This window comes from Sphaerisporangium sp. NPDC005289, assembly GCF_040607455.1.
GTDB classification, from domain to species: Bacteria; Actinomycetota; Actinomycetes; order Streptosporangiales; family Streptosporangiaceae; genus Sphaerisporangium; species Sphaerisporangium rhizosphaerae.
The window spans coordinates 68,460-84,340 of sequence record NZ_JBEXGS010000035.1; the positions used below are offsets into that span (position 1 = coordinate 68,460).

Genomic DNA, 15,881 nt, shown 5'->3' on the forward strand with positions numbered 1-15,881 from the left:
GATCGCCGACCTCGGCCATCAGCATGGGACGGAACCTCCTCGCGTGTTTACACGCGTCTGCAACACGCGAGGCATAGCATCTGTTCCCGGTAAGTAGAAGGTGACGAACGACCCGGTACGGGGAAAAAGATACGTACCGGCTGGTAGCGATTCCCCGGAGCCCCGACCGTCCAGGAGCCATTGTGCTGCCCATCCCAGCCAACGAACTGAACGGCTCAGGCGCACTCGGGCCGTACTGGACCTTCTACCACGCCGTCGTCGCCGAGCAGCTCAAACGGTGGCTTCCCGACCGGCCGGGCCTGGTGCTCGACCTGTCCGGCGGCCGTGGGCGCTGGCCCGTCCAGGCGGCGGGCGCGGGACACCACGTCATCGAGGTCGTCGACTTCCGCCGTCCCTCCGCCCCCGGCCTGCGCGACGCCTCCAACCGCATCCGCCGGGTGCGCGCCGACGACCTGTCGTTCCTGCCCGACGCCTCGGTCGACGCGGTGATCGCCGAGGAGCGCGCCCTGTCGCTGGAGCTGATGGCCGAGTCCACGATCGAGGACGTCGTGCGCGTGCTCAGGCCCGGCGGCCGGGTGCTGGCGTGCGTCGACTCGCTGGTGCTCGGCATGGCGATCATGGCCGAGCAGAACTACTGGGCCCACCTGTGCCAGACCGGCACGGGCGAGGTGATGCTCGTGCCGTGGCCGGACGGCAGCATCACCCGCTGCTTCAGCAGCGTCCAGTTGCGTGAGCTGCTGACCGACGCCGGCCTGGAGGTGGAGTGGATCCGGCCGCGCACGGTGCTGTCGCCCTCCACCGTCGACCACGTGCTGGCCGCCGACACGCGCGCGCTCAACTGGCTCGTCCGCACCGAGCTGGAGGCCCACCCCGACGACGACGACACCGTGGGGATCCACCTGGTGGCGAGCGCCCGCAGGCCGCGCTAGCCGTTCTGTCTCCTGAGGCCGGGGTACGCGGCCGGCCGGTGTCGGCTCAGCGGCGGCGTTCGCGTTCGGACTGGCACCTCACACAACGGGCCGCCTCGGGCCGGGCGGCGAGCCGGCCCTCCGGCACGGGCTTGTCGCAGTCGACGCACCTGCCGTAGACGCCGGCGTCCAGCCGTTCGAGGGCGTCCACCACGGCCGTGCGATGGCGCGTCGCGACATCGATCATGGCCTGGGCCCGGTCGGCGCCGGTGAGGTCGGACCCGGCGTCGGCCGCCGACCTGTCCGCCACGGCGACGGGGTCACCACGCAGCACCATGATGGACCGGTCGAGTTCGGCCAGCATGTTCCTCAGTTGGGCACGAGCGGTCGCGTCGTCCACGAGTCCGCACCTCCGGGAAGGAAACGGGGTGAAGCCTGGGACGGGACCCCCCGGACATCCCGCCTGGCCGTTTTCCCACCTCTGAGCGGTGACGCTGTGCCAGGGCTTTGTTCCGGCACGTCATCGCCTTCCTCACCGGATGCCCGTTCCGCCGGGGTCTTACACCGCCCGGGCTCAGAACAACGCGGTTTCGGAACTCTCCGGCTCCATGAGGTGCGGGCCGTTATTGCGGACGCTGTTGACCTCGCTGGACACCGGGTAGGCGGCGAGCCCGCTCGGCGGGGCGTCCTTCAGCAGGCCCATCACCTCCGCCGGGTCGGTGCGCCCGGGGTCGAGCCAGTCGGCCCACATGTCGCGCTTGATGATCACCGGCATGCGGTCGTGGATGTGCCCCAGGTGGTCCTCGGCCGTCGTGGTGATCACCGTGCAGGTGGTGAGCCACTTCAGCGGGTCGTCCTCGGCGCGGGTCGGGTCCTTCCAGAACTCGTACAACCCCGCCATGGCCATCACGCCGCCGTCCTCGGGGTGGATGAAGTAGGGCTGCTTGGTCTTCTTGTCGGTCCGGTGCCACTCGTAGTAGCCGTCGGCCGGGATCAGGCAGCGGCGCTTGGCGAAGGCCCTGCGGAAGGACGGCTTCTCGGTGAGCGTCTCGACCCGGGCATTGATCATGCGGGAGCCGATGGAAGGATCTTTGGCCCAGCTCGGCACCAGCCCCCACTTGACCACCTCCAGCCGACGGACCGGCTCTCCCGGCCCGTCGCCGGCGTCCGCCGCGCGCTTCTCGCCGCCGGCGTCGCCGCCCCCCGCGCCCTCGCCCTTGCCCGGGGGCCGTTCCATCACGGCGTAGACCTTCTTGGTGGGGGCGACGTTGTAGTCGGGTTTCAGCTCATCGGACGCCCCGTCCTCCGCGACGGTGAACTCCTCGAGCAACTCCTGGCGCTTGCGCGCCGACGCGTATCTCCCGCACATGCCCATAGACTGCCGCACTCGCGCGCCTGGCGCGTCCCCTCACGCACGAACGGCCCCTGCGCGGGCGAGGCCGGCGTCACCCCTCGCGAGGGGTGGCTCCCGGTAGGCTCAGGGCTATGTCAGCTCCCCTGTGGCGCGCGCCCGTGGCCCACGGGCCGGTGGACGCGACCGTCCAGCTGCCCGGGTCCAAGTCGGTGACCAACCGCGCCCTGCTCCTCGCCGCCCTGGCCGACGGCCCGGGCACGGTCCGGCGCGCGTTGCGCAGCCGCGACGCCGACCTCATGGTCGCCGCGCTCCGCTCGCTCGGAGCCGGGCTGACCTCCTCGGAGGAGTCCGCCTTCGGCGCCGACTGGCACGTCGAGCCCGGCCCCGTGCGCGGCGGCGCGTCGATCGACGTGGGGCTCGCCGGCACCGTGATGCGCTTCGTCCCCCCGATGGCGGCGCTGGCCGACGGCGAGGTCGCCTTCGACGGCGATCCGCACGCCCGCACGCGGCCGATGGGCCCGATCCTCGCCGCGCTGCGCACCCTCGGCGCCGAGGTCACGGGCGACGCCCTCCCCTTCACGATCAGGGGGCCGCTCACCGGCGGCGAGGTGACGCTGGACGCCTCGGCCTCCTCCCAGCTCGTCTCAGGGCTGCTGCTGACCGCCCCGCGCCTGGAGAAGGGCGTCACCGTGCGCCACAACGGCCCTCCGGTGCCGTCGATGCCGCACATCGAGATGACCGTGCAGATGCTCCGGGCGGCCGGGGTCGGCGTGGACGACACCGAGCCGGACGTCTGGCGGGTCGAGCCCGGCCCGATCGCCGCCCGCGACCTCACCGTCGAGCCGGACCTGTCCAACGCCGCCCCCTTCCTGGCCGCCGCCCTGATCACCGGCGGCTCGGTCACGATCCCCGGCTGGCCGTCCGAGACCACCCAGGGCGGTGACGCGCTGCGCACGCTGCTGGCCGGCATGGGCGCCACCGTCACCCGCGCCGGCGGCGATCTGCGGGTCACCGGCTCCGGGCGCATCGGCGGCATCGACGCCGACCTGCACGACGTCGGCGAGCTGACCCCGACGCTGGCCGCGCTGGCCGCGCTCGCCGACTCGCCCAGCACGCTGCGCGGGGTCGCCCACCTGAGGGGCCACGAGACCGACCGGCTCGCCGCGCTCGCCGCCGAGATCAACGGCCTGGGCGGCGACGTCACCGAGACCGCCGACGGCCTGGTGGTCAGCCCGCGCCCGCTCCACGGCGGCGTGTTCCGCTCCTACGCCGACCACCGCATGGCGACGGCCGGCGCGGTCATCGGCCTGGCCGTGCCCGGGATCGAGGTGGAGGACATCGCGACCACCGCCAAGACCCTCCCCGAGTTCGCCCGCATGTGGGCCCTGATGCTGGAGGAAGCCCGCTGAGGAAACGGGAGTACGACGAGGACGACGTACGGGTCCGGCCGGGCAAGGGGTCCCGGCCGAGGACCAGGCGCCGTCCCGCGCACGAGGACGCCGTCCCCGGGTTCGTCGTGGCCGTCGACCGGGGGCGCTACACCTGCCTGGTCGGGGGCGGGGTCACCGAGACCGGCGTCGACGGCCGCGGCAGGCGGGACGATCCGCCGCGCCCGGTGACGGCGATGCGGGCCCGCGAGCTCGGCCGCAAGGGCATCGTGGTGGGCGACCTGGTCAGCCTGGTCGGCGACACCTCCGGCCGGCCCGACACCCTGGCGCGCATCGTCCGGGTCGAGCCGCGCACGTCGATGCTGCGGCGCAGCGCCGACGACACCGACGAGGTCGAGCGCCCCATCGTCGCCAACGCCGACCAGTTGGTGATCGTCACGGCGCTGGCCGACCCGCCGCCCCGCCCCCGCATGATCGACCGCCTGCTGGTGGCCGCGTTCGACGCCGACATCGAGCCGCTGCTCTGCCTCACCAAGGCCGACCTGGCCGCGCCCGACGACCTCGTCGCCCGCTACGAGCCGCTCGGCGTCCCCTTTCTGGTGGTGCGCAAGGGCGGCGACCTCGACCCCGTGCGCGAGAGGCTGGACCACCGGCTGAGCGTCCTGGTCGGGCACTCGGGGGTCGGCAAGTCCACCCTGGTCAACGGCCTGGTGCCGGACGCCGGGCGGGCCGTCTCGCACGTCAACGCGGTCACGGGCCGCGGGCGCCACACCTCCAGCTCCGCGGTCGCCCTCGAGCTGCCCGGCGGAGGGTGGATCATCGACACTCCCGGGGTGCGCAGCTTCGGCCTCGGCCACGTGGTGGTCGACAACGTGCTCGCGGCCTTCCCCTCCCTGGCCGAGGGCACCGTCCACTGCCCGAAGGGCTGCACCCACCGCAGCGAGGAGTGCTCGCTGGACGCGTGGGTGGCCGAGGGGCACGCCGACCCGATGAGCCTGGCGTCCCTGCGCCGCCTGCTCGCCAGCCGCGACGGCGAACCCGACGACGACTGAGGCGGCACCCGCGGCGTTTCCTCCGGCTCCACCGGAGACGCGGAGAACACGACCTATCACCATGCTTCAGGGGCTACGCGAGATACGCGGCGTATCGCCATGTTCAACGGAGACGTGGAGTACGCGGCGTATCGCCATGCTTCGTGGACGACGCGCCGTGCGGGATGAGGTGACCCAGCATGACGGGGTTGCGACGCTTCGAAGCCGGACAGGACTGCTGAAACGGGCGGCGGCACGATAGCGTTTGTCCCCGTGACGGGTTATAGCGACGACCTGCGACTGGCCCACATGATGGCCGACAGCGCCGACGACCTGACCATGCGCCGGTTCCGGGCCGTCGACCTGCGGGTCGACACCAAACCCGACCTCACCCCGGTGAGCGACGCCGACCGCGCCGTCGAGGAGGCCATCCGCGGCACGCTGCGGCGAGCCCGCCCCCGCGACGCCGTCGTCGGCGAGGAGATGGGCAAGACGAGCGGGTACGGCTCCCGCTGCTGGATCATCGACCCGATCGACGGCACGAAGAACTACGTGCGCGGCGTCCCCGTATGGGCCACGTTGATCGCCCTCATGGAGCACGGGCGCGTCGTGGTCGGCGTGGTCTCGGCGCCGGCCCTCGGCCGCCGCTGGTGGGCGGCGCGCGACGGCGGCGCGTGGACCGGGCGCAGCCTGACCAAGGCATCCCGCTGCCAGGTCTCCTCGGTGAGCCGCCTGCACGACGCGTCGTTCTCCTACTCCAGCTTCGGCGGCTGGGAAGATCGCGGACGCCTTCAGGAGTTCCTCGGCCTGGCCAGGGCCGTGTGGCGCACCCGCGCCTACGGCGACTTCTGGTCGCACATGATGGTCGCCGAGGGCGCGGTCGACATCTCGGCCGAACCCGAGCTGTCCGCCTGGGACATGGCGGCGCTCACCGTGATCGTCGAAGAGGCGGGCGGCGTGTGGACCGACCTGTCCGGCGCGCCGGACGTCGAGGGCGGCAGCATGGTGTGCGCGAACCCCATGCTGCATCCCGAGGTCCTCAAGCGCCTCGGCGACTGACGGCCGGAGCGCGGGTCAGCGCCTGCGCCACCCGCCGGCCGGTACCAGGCGGTCTTGCCGGGTGCGGGTCAGCGCCCGCACCGCCCGCCGGTGAACGCCGGTCAGCGCTCGTCGGGGGGTCGTGAGATGACCCGGTCGTCGAGGTAGCAATCACAGTTTCCGCACCCTGGGAGCATCGCCCCTCCTCCTCGCCGTCGTCCCCCCGACGCTACGGCACATCCCCGCGAACGTTACTGTCCGTGCGGGGACAGTCGCGTATCAGCGACCGTCCAATGGCGGGCGGCATGCTCGGTCGACCTGCGGGGACCGGCGCTCCTTGAGGTGCTTCACCAGCCCCTCCGAGGCGGCTTCGACCATGGTGAGCACGTCAAGGAAGCCTTCGGCGCCGCCGTAGTAGGGGTCGGGCACCTCGGCCCCCTCGGGCGCGGCCGGGTCGAAGGAGCGGAACAGCCTGACCTCGGCCCCGGGGGGCGCGAGCCGGCGCAGCGCCCTGAGGTTGTCGGCGTCCATGACCAGCACCAGGTCGCGTTCGGCGAACCACCGCGCCTCGAACTGCCGGGCCCGGTGGCCGGACCCGTCGTAGCCGTGGGAGGACAGCGTCGACAGCGCGCGCTCGTCCATGGGCATGCCCGCATGCCACCCGCCGGTGCCGGCGCTGTCGACGGTCACCTGATCATCGAGCCCGTGGTCCGCGAGCACCCGCCGCAGGACGGTCTCGGCCATCGGCGAGCGGCAGATGTTCCCCATGCACACCAGGCATACGCGCGTCATGAACGCCATGATGGGCCATGAACGCCCATGGTCGCGCCGGTGGCCCCGCGAACACCACGCGCAGGTAGACCATCATGCCGCCAACACCATGGGCGGGTAGAGCGTCATGGAACGTTCACCACGATAGTGACCCGGCCCGTTCATTCTTCGTTCACCTTGAACCGGGAATCAAGTCATCTTCGCTGCCTACCGTCCTACCCGTTAAGAGAACAACGTGGAAGGACAACAGACGTGAAGTATGCAGGCCGGCTCGCCGTAGCCGCCATCGCCGGCGTGCTTTCGCTCGCTGCGTGCGGCACCGACAACAACGGCGGTGGCACCGACGCCGCTTCGGCCCCCGCGAGCAACGCGGGAGGCGGCGCCCTCAGCGGCACCATCAACGCGGCCGGCTCCTCGGCTCAGGCCAACGCCATCGCCGAGTGGAAGAAGTCGTTCCAGTCGTCGAACCCCGGCGTGAGCATCAACTACCAGCCCAGCGGCTCGGGCGCGGGCGTGCAGGCCTTCATCCAGGGCACCGTCGCGTTCGCCGGCTCCGACTCGGCGCTCAAGGACGACAAGGGCGAGCCGGCGCAGGCCGACGCGCGCTGCAAGACCGGCAAGGCGATCAACCTGCCGATGGTGATCGGCCCGGTCGCGGTCGTCTACAACCTGCCGGGCGTGGACAACCTGCAGCTGTCCCCGGCGACCATCGGCGGCATCTTCAACAGCCAGATCACCAAGTGGGACGACGCGGCGATCAAGAAGGACAACCCCGACGCCAAGCTGCCGTCCACCGCGATCCAGGCGGTCCACCGCTCGGACGAGTCCGGCACCAGCGACAACTTCACCAAGTTCCTGAAGGCCACCGCCGAATGGCCCTACGAGCCCGCCAAGGCGTGGCCCGCGGAGGCCAAGGGCACCGGCGCCAAGGGGTCGGACGGCATCGCCCAGACCGTCAAGGGCACCGAGGGCACGATCAGCTACGTCGAGCTCTCCTACGCCGAGAACTCCAGCCTGACCAAGGCGAAGGTCTCCAACGGCTCCGGCGAGTTCGTGGAGCTCACCCCCGAGAGCGCCGCCAAGACCGTCGAGGCCGCCGAGATCAAGGGCACCGGCAACGACCTGAAGCTCTCGATCGACTACGCCACCAAGACCGCGGGCGCCTACCCGATCGTCCTGGTGACCTACGAGATCACCTGTGAGAAGGGCCTGTCGGCCGACGACTCCAAGCTCGTCAAGACCTTCCTCACCTACACCGCGAGCGACGAGGGCCAGCAGGCCCTGACCAGCCTGGGCTACGCGCCGCTGCCGGCCAGCCTGGTCACCAAGGTTCGCACGGCCGTCGAGGCGATCTCCTAACTCGATGGCCACGCCACTTCGTACACGCGAGGGCGGGCCGGCCACTGGCCGGTCCGCCTTCCGGCGCAGTCGCGGCGAAGGCCCCTTCCGGTTCGCGACGACCGGCGCCGGCATCCTCCTGCTCGCCATCATGGCGGCCATCGCGATCTTCCTGATCGTGAAGGCCGTTCCGGCCCTCCAGGCCAACACCGCGAACTTCCTCACCGAGAAGAACTGGACGCCGAACGCGACCCAGCCGGCCTTCGGCATCGCGGCTCTGGCGTTCGGCACCATGATCAGCTCCTTCCTCGCGCTGATCATGGCGGTGCCCGTCGCCATCGGCGTGGCGCTGTTCATCTCGCACTACGCGCCGCGCCGCCTCGCCGGGGTCCTCGGTTACGTCATCGACCTGCTGGCGGCCGTCCCCAGCGTCATCTACGGCCTGTGGGGCGTGCTGTTCCTCGTCCCGCTGGTCAAGGGCCCCTACACCTTCCTCAACACCTACCTCGGCTGGATCCCGCTGTTCGGGGGTGACGGCGTCTACGGCAAGTCGATCATGACCGCCGCGCTCGTGCTGGCGATCATGATCCTCCCGATCATCGCCGCCATCTCCCGCGAGGTGTTCCTCCAGGCCCCCACGATGCTGGAGGAGGCGTCGCTGGCCCTGGGCGCCACCCGGTGGGAGATGATCAGGATGTCGGTGCTGCCGTTCGGGCGTCCCGGCGTCATCAGCGCCGCGATGCTCGGCCTCGGACGGGCGATGGGCGAGACCATCGCGGTCGCGCTGATCTTCCCCGCCACCTTCGACATCACGTTCAAGGTGCTGTCCAACAGCGGCAACAGCATCGCCGCCAACATCGCCAACGGATTCGGCGAGGCGACCCCGATCGGCCAGGGCGCGCTGATCGCCTCAGGTCTGGTCCTGTTCGTGATCACCCTGGTGGTCAACATGGCCGCGCGCCTGATCATCGCCCGCCGCAAGGAGTACTCGAGGGCCGCCGCATGACCATGTCGCCCAGTGTCATCACCCCGGTCTCCGTCAGCCGGCGGGTCAAGAACCGCATCGTGCAGGGGCTGGTCTGGCTGGCCTTCGCCATCGCGGTCGTCCCGCTGGTGTCGGTGCTCTGGCTGGTGATCAAGAACGGGCTCGCCCGGTTCGACGTCGAGTTCCTGACCCACTCGATGCGCAACATCGGCCCGCGCGACGCGGGCGGCGGCGCCTACCACGCCATTCTCGGCACGCTGGAGCAGGTCGGGGTCGCCACGCTGATCTCTGTGCCGGTCGGCCTGCTGACCTCGATCTACCTGGTGGAGTACGGCCGGGGTCGTCGCCTCGCCCGCTCCATCAGCTTCTTCGTCGACGTGATGACCGGCATCCCCTCCGTGGTGGCCGGTCTGTTCATTTTGGCGTTCTGGGTGCTGATCCTCGGGCTCGGCTACTCCGGCTTCGCCGGGGCGCTCGCCCTGTCCATCCTGATGATGCCGACCGTGGTCCGGTCCAGCGAAGAGATGCTGCGCCTGGTCCCCAACGAGCTGCGCGAGGCGTCGTACGCGCTGGGCGTGCCCAAGTGGAAGACGATCGTGCACATCGTGCTCCCGACCGCGTTCACCGGCATCATCACCGGCGTCATGCTGGCCATCGCCCGCGTCGCGGGCGAGACGGCGCCGCTGCTGCTGACGGTGTTCATCACCGACTCCATCAACCCGGACCCGTTCCACGGGCCCCAGATGGGCCTCCCGCTCTACATCTTCGACCAGATGAGCCGCCCGAACGACACCGCGATCGACAGGGCATGGGCCGGAGCCTTCACCCTCATCCTGTTCGTCATGCTGCTCAACCTGGTGGCGCGCCTCATCTCGTGGTGGCGCTCTCCCGCCAAGGGCCGATAAGGGGTTTTCGACAATGGCCAAGCAGATCGAGGTGTCCGACCTCGACGCGTACTACGGATCGCACAAGGCGATCGAAGGCATCACCATGACGATCGAGCCCCGCTCGGTCACCGCCTTCATCGGCCCGTCCGGCTGTGGCAAGTCGACCTTCCTGCGCACGCTCAACCGCATGCACGAGGTCATCCCGGGCGCCCGCGTCGAAGGCAAGATCATGCTGGAGGACCAGGACCTCTACGGGACCGAGGTCGACCCCGTCTCGGTGCGCCGGACGGTCGGCATGGTCTTCCAGCGGCCGAACCCGTTCCCGACGATGTCCATCTTCGACAACGTCGCCGCCGGCCTGCGCCTCAACGGCCGGGTGTCCCGTTCCGAGACCGAGGGCATCGTGGAGACCTCGCTCAAGGACGCGAACCTGTGGAACGAGGTCAAGGACCGGCTCAACAAGCCCGGCTCCGGCCTGTCCGGCGGCCAGCAGCAGCGTCTGTGCATCGCCAGGGCCATCGCCGTCAGCCCCGCCGTCCTGCTCATGGACGAGCCCTGTTCGGCGCTGGACCCCATCTCGACGCTGGCCATCGAAGACCTGATCTCCAAGCTGAAGAACGACTACACCATCGTGATCGTCACCCACAACATGCAGCAGGCGGCGCGGGTCAGCGACAAGACGGCGTTCTTCAACCTGGCCGGCCAGGGCCAGCCCGGCAAGCTCGTCGAGATGGACGAGACCTCGAAGATCTTCACCAACCCCACCCAGAAGGCGACCGAGGACTACATCACCGGGCGCTTCGGATGACCCGCTCGTAAAGGAGATGGTGTGAGCCAGCCGCAGGCGGCACCTGTAGTGGACGGGGACACTCGGCCGGCGCCCATGCTGCTGGTTGCCGATCCCGACGCCGACTTGGTGCGGGAACTGGCGTCGGCGCTCGAGCGCGAGGGCATCCTCGTGGCGGGCGTCCTGGACGGGGCGCAGGCCCTGCTCCAAGCGGGCGCCCTCCGGCCGGACGTGGTGCTCGTGAGCGCCACGCTTCCGGTCATCGGGCCGGTCGACTTCGTCCGGGCGGTCCGGCTCGCCCGGGCCGTGCCGGTGCTGCTCGGCGTGGGCGAGGGGCACGCCGAGCAGGCCGTCCAGGCCCTCGCCGCGGGCGCCACCGCGTGCGTCGCACGGCCCTACCGCGTGCCCGAGCTGCTGCCGCTGGTCCAGGCGGCCTTCCCCGGGGACGTCGCGGGGCGCGGGGTGCTCACCGTGGGAGGCGTCGAGCTCGACGTCGGCGCTTACCAGGTGCGCGTGGCCGGGTCGCCCGTCCACCTGCCACTCCGCGAGTTCGAGCTGCTGCACTACCTGATGCGCAACGCCGACCGCACGGTGACGCGCGAGCAGATCATGCGCCACGTCTGGCACGCCGCGGACAGCATGTCGACCAACACCATCGCGGTGCACGTCAAACGCCTGCGCGCCCGCCTCGGCGACGAGGACGACCAGCTGATACAGACGGTACGCGGGGTCGGCTACCGCCTGGTGACACCCGCCTGACCGCCAGGCGACGATCGCCCGGCCGATCCTCCCGGCCGGGCACCGGCGGCCCCGGCCAGGGAGCGGCCGACCCGCCGCCGGCCGGCGGACACGAGGCCGGCGGACACGAGGCCGGCGGCCTCGGACGTCTCAAGGCCGTGGCGGTCTGACCGGCCCCTCAGGAGCCGGTGACGACCGCCCGGTCGGCGGCGTGGTCGGCGGCGATGCGGGAGATGACCTCATCGTCGCAGTTCTCCCAGAACGCGCCGACGACGTCCTCCAGATGGGCGAGCGACTCCGCGCGGAACAACACGTCCTGGTACTTGGTGATGTCGTACGCGGTGGTGCCCATCGCGCCGATGTCGAGCGGCCGGATGTCCATGCCGCGGAACTCCTCGATCTCGCCGTAGGAGGACAGGATCCCGGCGCCGTACGCGCGGTCCTCCCCGTTCTCCGCGAGCACGCCGAACTCCATCGTGAACCAGAACACCTTGGAGACGAACTCCAGCGCCTCCTGCGTCTCGACCCTGCGGGCGGCCGCGCCGGCGAGCCGGTAGAGGCAGGCGAACCGGTCGGACGCCAGCGCGTTGGCGTGCCCGATCACCTCGTGGATCACGTCCGGCTCGGGAGTGTAGAACGGCACCGAGTGGTGGCGGATGTACTGCGTCGAGTGGAACAGGCCATCGGCCAGCACGCCGTAGAAGTCGCGGAGCGGCACCAGGCCCGCGGCCGGGAGGTACCGGAAGCCGGTGAGCGGCGCGAGGAGGTCGCCCACTTCCTGGAGCTGCGGGATGCGGTCGGTGGGAAGCCCGAGCCGCTCGAACCCGCGCAGGTACTCCGTGGCGGCGTACGCACGGTGCTTGACCGCGAGTTCCCGCGCGACCAGGGCCCAGACCTCGTGCTCCCGCTCGGTGTACTCCACCACGGGAACCGGCCGTCCGGCCACGTGGTTCAGCGCGAGGGCGGCGATGGCGTTGCGGCGCTCACGGTAGGCGGGATCCGCGACCCCGGGGTGGCTCGCCGCCAGCTCGACGACGACGGACCCGTCCTCCCGCGTGGCCACCGGGGCGAAGTATTGGGCTTCTTCGAACATGACAGAAATATCGGCAATCGGGGGTTTCGCTGGCAAGAGCGGCCACTCGAGATGGTCATTCCCACCAGAGGAGCCCCCTCAGACCTCCCCAACACTGGTCGATCCGCCCACCCTTCCTCCGCACCCCCCTGTCCACCCCTCACAAGCCACCGGCACCCTCCACCCCGACCGCCACCGCCGGGTACCGCCGCCCACGATTGGCCATCGGGGTGGCAGCCACGGCTGGACCACCCGCCTGCATGCCGGGAGGGCTCGTTCTGATCCCGCTGTCCCGGTCCTGGTTCGATGGGCTACCTGGTCCTTGGACGTGGCGTGGTCCTTGGTCGTGACGAGGCCGTACCCTCGGGCCATGCCTACGGCTCATGGTCCCGTCGATCCTCTGGACGCCCGGCTGCTCACCACCATGCGGGCGCATCCGCGCATCGGCCTGACCGAGTTGGCGCGCCTGCTGGGAGTGGCCCGAGGCACCGTTCAGGCCCGCGTCGACAAGCTTCTCGCCCGCGGCGTCATCGGCGACTTCGGCCCGACGGTCGTCCCCGCCGAGATGGGATATCCGATCCTCGCCTTCGTGTCCCTGCAGATCTCCCAGGGCAGGCTGGCGGAGGCTGTGGAGGCGCTGGGAGCCGTCCCGGAGATCCTGGAGGTATATGGCACCAGCGGCCAGGCCGACCTGCTCTGCCGCGTGGTGGCGCGTTCCACCGTCCAGCTTCAGGAGATCATCGCGCGCGTCCTGGCCTCCCCGGCCGTCCAGCGCACCGACACCACCATCGCCCTCTCGACGCAGGTGCCCTACCGCGTCGAACCCCTCCTGAGAGCCGCCACCCGCCCCGACCCCGAATGACGGCGCCGTCCACCACTGACAGAGATGATGGAGTTGACCACCTCGCGGCCGGCCTGACGCGGCCACTGTCACAGACCACCACGTACGCGGGACCGTACCCGCGGGCCCGGGCCCTGAGCAGGACCGGGGACCCGAGCAGAACCGGGGACCGGTCGCGTATCCAGGTCGAGAGAGAGCCCTGGGCTCAGCCCTCCTGGGAGTCGCATCTCTCCCTGTCCAGGCAGACCCGGTTCGCAAGAGCCTGGAGGAAGATCTGCTGTGCCTGGTCGAACGACGTGGCGACCATGGCTGCGCCGTTCGTCACGCGGGCGATCTGCTTGAGTTCCGCCGCGTCGGCGTCCTCGCCGTAACCGATCAACGTGATCGTGACGGGCCGGCCGGGATCGAACTCCTTCTGCAGCGTGGCCAGCAACTCGTTGAGCTTGATGCCGTGACGGTCGTCGTCCCGCCCGTCGGTGAACACGATGACCGAGCTGAGCATGTTCTTGACCTGGCGCGACGAGGCGGAGCGGAAGGCCGCCAGCACCGCGTCGTACAGGCCGGTGTCGCCCTTGATATGGTCGGGCAGTTTGCGCAGAGCCCGTTCCACCTCGGGCCCACGTTGCTGCAGCGGGCCGACCGGCACCAGTTCCTTGTAGTCCTTGTCGCCGTCCAGGCCGGTCGCGAAGATCCACAGGCCGATGTCGCCGCCCTGCGGCAGTGCGCGGACCCCCGCCGCGGCGACGTCCGCCAGGGCGCGCACCCGCGTGGCCCCCATCCCCGGGACCTGTTTCCCCATCGAGCGGCTGACGTCCAGCAGCAGCAGATTGCGGGTGTCGGCGAGAAGCAGCCTCATCGACAGCAGCGACCGCAGCCGCGTCATGGCGACCGGAGCCGTGATCTCCTCCGGAGGTTCGACGCGCACGCCATGCCGCTCGTCCATGGCGGCCCCGGCCCTGCCGGACGGATCACGGAACCCCGACGCCTGCAGCAACGCGCGGCCGGTGCCGGACAGCACCACTCCGCGGAACTCCTCTGCGGCCCGCATCTTGACGGCGTCCTTGGTCATCGGGACGTAGGGATAGTCCAGGGCCAGCGTCCCCTCCTCCGGATAGAGCCCCACCACCAGACCGTCCGTCCGCGCGCCGTTGTGCCGCCAGATGGCCTGCTCGCTGTCCACGATGATCGGATCGGTGCCCTTGGCGGGCCGCTCGACGAGGTCGAACAGCGCCTCCCGGGAGGGAAGGACCGACCGCTTCAGGTTCGTCGTCATGCCCTGCACGATCTTCAGCGCGGCGGGCCGGTCCGCCACGGCCGTGTTCAACGCGTCCAGCGCGACCAGCCCTGACGCGAACCTACTTGGAGCAGGCAGGGTCGTGGACGCCTTCGGCAGCCTCTTCTTGGTCGACGACGTGGGCACCAGCAACATCCACGAAGCCCGCACGTGCGCCAGTTCCCCGACCGCCAGCCCCGCCTCGGCGTCCGCTTCACTCACTCCGACACCGTCGCCCGCTTCGTCACGGTCACCGGGATCGTCGGCGTCGGCCCCGTCCGAGCCGCCTGAGGCAGCCTTCTTGCCGTCAGCCGGCCTGTCGTGGCCGGCCCCCTTCTTGGCCTGCTCTCCTCCGGCGACGAGCTTGACGGCGGTCCTCTCCGTCACCCCCATGATCACCGGCGAGCGCGCGATCGACGTTCCTGGGGAGAACAGCTCGCGATCGGCCCCCTGGACCTTCGCCAGGTCCACCCACACCGAATCGTCGGGCACCCAGACGTCCAGGAGATCCTTGCGAAGCGCCAACTCGTCGGCGACATCGGCAGGACTTCCGGTGAGCACCGTCACCGAGGCACAACCGCCGTCTTTGGCGTACCTTTCGGCCACCTGCTGGAGCGCCGGCCCCATCTCCGGTGCGGCCATCACCCGCAACTGCGGATGCTCGGCGCACGCCGAACGGCTCACCAGCGCATACGCCCCGCCCACCAATGACGCCAGCAGGACGACGCCCAGCGAGAGCGCGACGACGGCCCGCCTGCGGACCGTGGCCAGCGGGCCGGACGTCCTCGCCGCTTCCAGCAAGCCCGCGAACCGGTCGCGCCAGGACGGCGCCTCCTGGCTCCACGCGTCACCGTCGAGGGGATCGGGATTACGATGCCTGCCTGTCACGACGTCACGCCCTTAACGCCAACAAAGGACACTCAACGAAGATCTCCCCCAGGTACGGGGAAGCGTAGCGTGTCCCCTGGTCGGCGAACCCCACTCCGATCGGCCACCCGAATAACGGATTGACTCCGATTGTCAGACCCTCGGACGCACGGCCCACCACCGCGACCACCACCCCGGTACGTCCCTGGATACCGCCCCTTGTGAATGTCGGGACGCGGCGGCCGGCCAAGGCGCTGAGAACGTAGTCCGACTCGGCCGTGTTGCGAGCGAACCAGCCAAGACCGAGCCCTAAGACGAAGCCGACCTCGGCCCTACCGACTCGGTCCACCCGCACCAGTCTCGGGGCGGGCCTTATTCGACTTCTCCGGCGGGCTCATCCAATGGGCCGGTTCTCCTGGCCCCGATGCAGATTGGCCTGAAGATGGGTGTGCGGGGGTGGGGCGGAGTGTCTGGTGGTGGGCGCCGTACGAGGGGGCCTGCGGCGCCGACCATCGTCCGGCCGTCCCACCCCGCTACTACCGCCGTATCTGACGGACTGACGATCGGGGTGGGCAGCGACCCTTGGACCATCCACTCGTATGC

At 70.5% G+C, this 15,881-nt stretch carries 15 protein-coding genes; 10 read left to right on the plus strand and 5 right to left on the minus strand.

From position 1 onward, the window contains the following. The first annotated feature begins 182 nt into the window (after positions 1 to 182). Entirely contained in the window at positions 183 to 929 is a 747-nt protein-coding gene (locus tag ABZT47_RS37845; protein WP_354852967.1) for a methyltransferase domain-containing protein, read from the plus strand. 46 nt (positions 930 to 975) lie between these two features. On the opposite strand, the gene ABZT47_RS37850 is transcribed toward ABZT47_RS37845, so the two are convergent. Together ABZT47_RS37850 and ABZT47_RS37855 are read right to left on the minus strand one after the other, a co-directional pair. After that, positions 976 to 1,308 carry a TraR/DksA family transcriptional regulator gene (locus ABZT47_RS37850; protein WP_354852968.1) on the minus strand — a complete coding sequence of 111 codons (333 nt, stop codon included), beginning with the start codon at positions 1,306 to 1,308 and terminating at the stop codon, positions 976 to 978. A gap of 174 nt (positions 1,309 to 1,482) precedes the next feature. Then, positions 1,483 to 2,277: an SOS response-associated peptidase gene (locus tag ABZT47_RS37855; protein ID WP_354852969.1), complete on the minus strand. Its 795-nt coding sequence runs from the start codon at positions 2,275 to 2,277 to the stop codon at positions 1,483 to 1,485. Between the two features lie 116 nt (positions 2,278 to 2,393). Between ABZT47_RS37855 and aroA the strand changes: the two genes are divergently transcribed. The 3 genes from aroA to hisN all read left to right on the plus strand — a co-directional run bounded on the left by aroA (position 2,394) and on the right by hisN (position 5,740). Continuing rightward, positions 2,394 to 3,671, plus strand: coding sequence for a 3-phosphoshikimate 1-carboxyvinyltransferase (aroA, locus tag ABZT47_RS37860; protein ID WP_354852971.1), 1,278 nt, complete (start codon positions 2,394 to 2,396; stop codon positions 3,669 to 3,671). After that, positions 3,641 to 4,702: a ribosome small subunit-dependent GTPase A gene (rsgA, locus tag ABZT47_RS37865; RefSeq protein ID WP_354852973.1), complete on the plus strand. Its 1,062-nt coding sequence runs from the start codon at positions 3,641 to 3,643 to the stop codon at positions 4,700 to 4,702. Before aroA ends, rsgA begins: the two co-directional genes overlap by 31 nt. A 252-nt stretch (positions 4,703 to 4,954) precedes the next feature. Beyond that, the gene (gene hisN / locus ABZT47_RS37870; RefSeq protein WP_354852975.1) at positions 4,955 to 5,740 is read left to right on the plus strand and encodes a histidinol-phosphatase; all 786 of its coding nucleotides are present in this window, start codon (positions 4,955 to 4,957) and stop codon (positions 5,738 to 5,740) included. Positions 5,741 to 5,998: 258 nt separating this feature from the next. Here the strand turns inward: hisN and ABZT47_RS37875 are convergent, their stop codons facing one another. After that, on the minus strand, positions 5,999 to 6,511 hold the full coding sequence (locus tag ABZT47_RS37875) for a low molecular weight protein-tyrosine-phosphatase (RefSeq protein ID WP_354852976.1): 513 nt from the start codon (positions 6,509 to 6,511) through the stop codon (positions 5,999 to 6,001). A gap of 231 nt (positions 6,512 to 6,742) precedes the next feature. Between ABZT47_RS37875 and pstS the strand changes: the two genes are divergently transcribed. The 5 genes from pstS to ABZT47_RS37900 all read left to right on the plus strand — a co-directional run bounded on the left by pstS (position 6,743) and on the right by ABZT47_RS37900 (position 11,246). Beyond that, complete coding sequence (gene pstS / locus ABZT47_RS37880; RefSeq protein WP_354852978.1) at positions 6,743 to 7,849, plus strand: phosphate ABC transporter substrate-binding protein PstS; 1,107 nt, start codon at positions 6,743 to 6,745, stop codon at positions 7,847 to 7,849. Between the two features lie 4 nt (positions 7,850 to 7,853). Next, a complete protein-coding gene (gene pstC, locus ABZT47_RS37885) occupies positions 7,854 to 8,834 on the plus strand; it encodes a phosphate ABC transporter permease subunit PstC (protein ID WP_354852980.1) in 981 nt (326 codons plus the stop codon). Then, positions 8,831 to 9,718 carry a phosphate ABC transporter permease PstA gene (gene pstA / locus ABZT47_RS37890; RefSeq protein WP_354852982.1) on the plus strand — a complete coding sequence of 296 codons (888 nt, stop codon included), beginning with the start codon at positions 8,831 to 8,833 and terminating at the stop codon, positions 9,716 to 9,718. The genes pstC and pstA overlap by 4 nt, the downstream gene beginning before the upstream one ends. A 13-nt stretch (positions 9,719 to 9,731) precedes the next feature. Continuing rightward, complete coding sequence (gene pstB, locus ABZT47_RS37895; RefSeq protein WP_354852983.1) at positions 9,732 to 10,508, plus strand: phosphate ABC transporter ATP-binding protein PstB; 777 nt, start codon at positions 9,732 to 9,734, stop codon at positions 10,506 to 10,508. A gap of 75 nt (positions 10,509 to 10,583) precedes the next feature. Further along, positions 10,584 to 11,246, plus strand: coding sequence for a response regulator transcription factor (locus tag ABZT47_RS37900; protein WP_354852985.1), 663 nt, complete (start codon positions 10,584 to 10,586; stop codon positions 11,244 to 11,246). Positions 11,247 to 11,403: 157 nt separating this feature from the next. On the opposite strand, the gene ABZT47_RS37905 is transcribed toward ABZT47_RS37900, so the two are convergent. Beyond that, entirely contained in the window at positions 11,404 to 12,318 is a 915-nt protein-coding gene (locus ABZT47_RS37905; RefSeq protein WP_354852987.1) for a phenylalanine 4-monooxygenase, read from the minus strand. 349 nt (positions 12,319 to 12,667) lie between these two features. On the opposite strand from ABZT47_RS37905, the gene ABZT47_RS37910 reads away from it, so the two are divergent. Next, positions 12,668 to 13,159 (plus strand): Lrp/AsnC family transcriptional regulator, encoded by a 492-nt coding sequence (locus tag ABZT47_RS37910; protein ID WP_354852989.1) that lies wholly within the window; start codon positions 12,668 to 12,670, stop codon positions 13,157 to 13,159. 184 nt (positions 13,160 to 13,343) lie between these two features. On the opposite strand, the gene ABZT47_RS37915 is transcribed toward ABZT47_RS37910, so the two are convergent. Then, on the minus strand, positions 13,344 to 15,299 hold the full coding sequence (locus ABZT47_RS37915; RefSeq protein WP_354852990.1) for a substrate-binding domain-containing protein: 1,956 nt from the start codon (positions 15,297 to 15,299) through the stop codon (positions 13,344 to 13,346). Positions 15,300 to 15,881 lie beyond the last annotated feature (582 nt).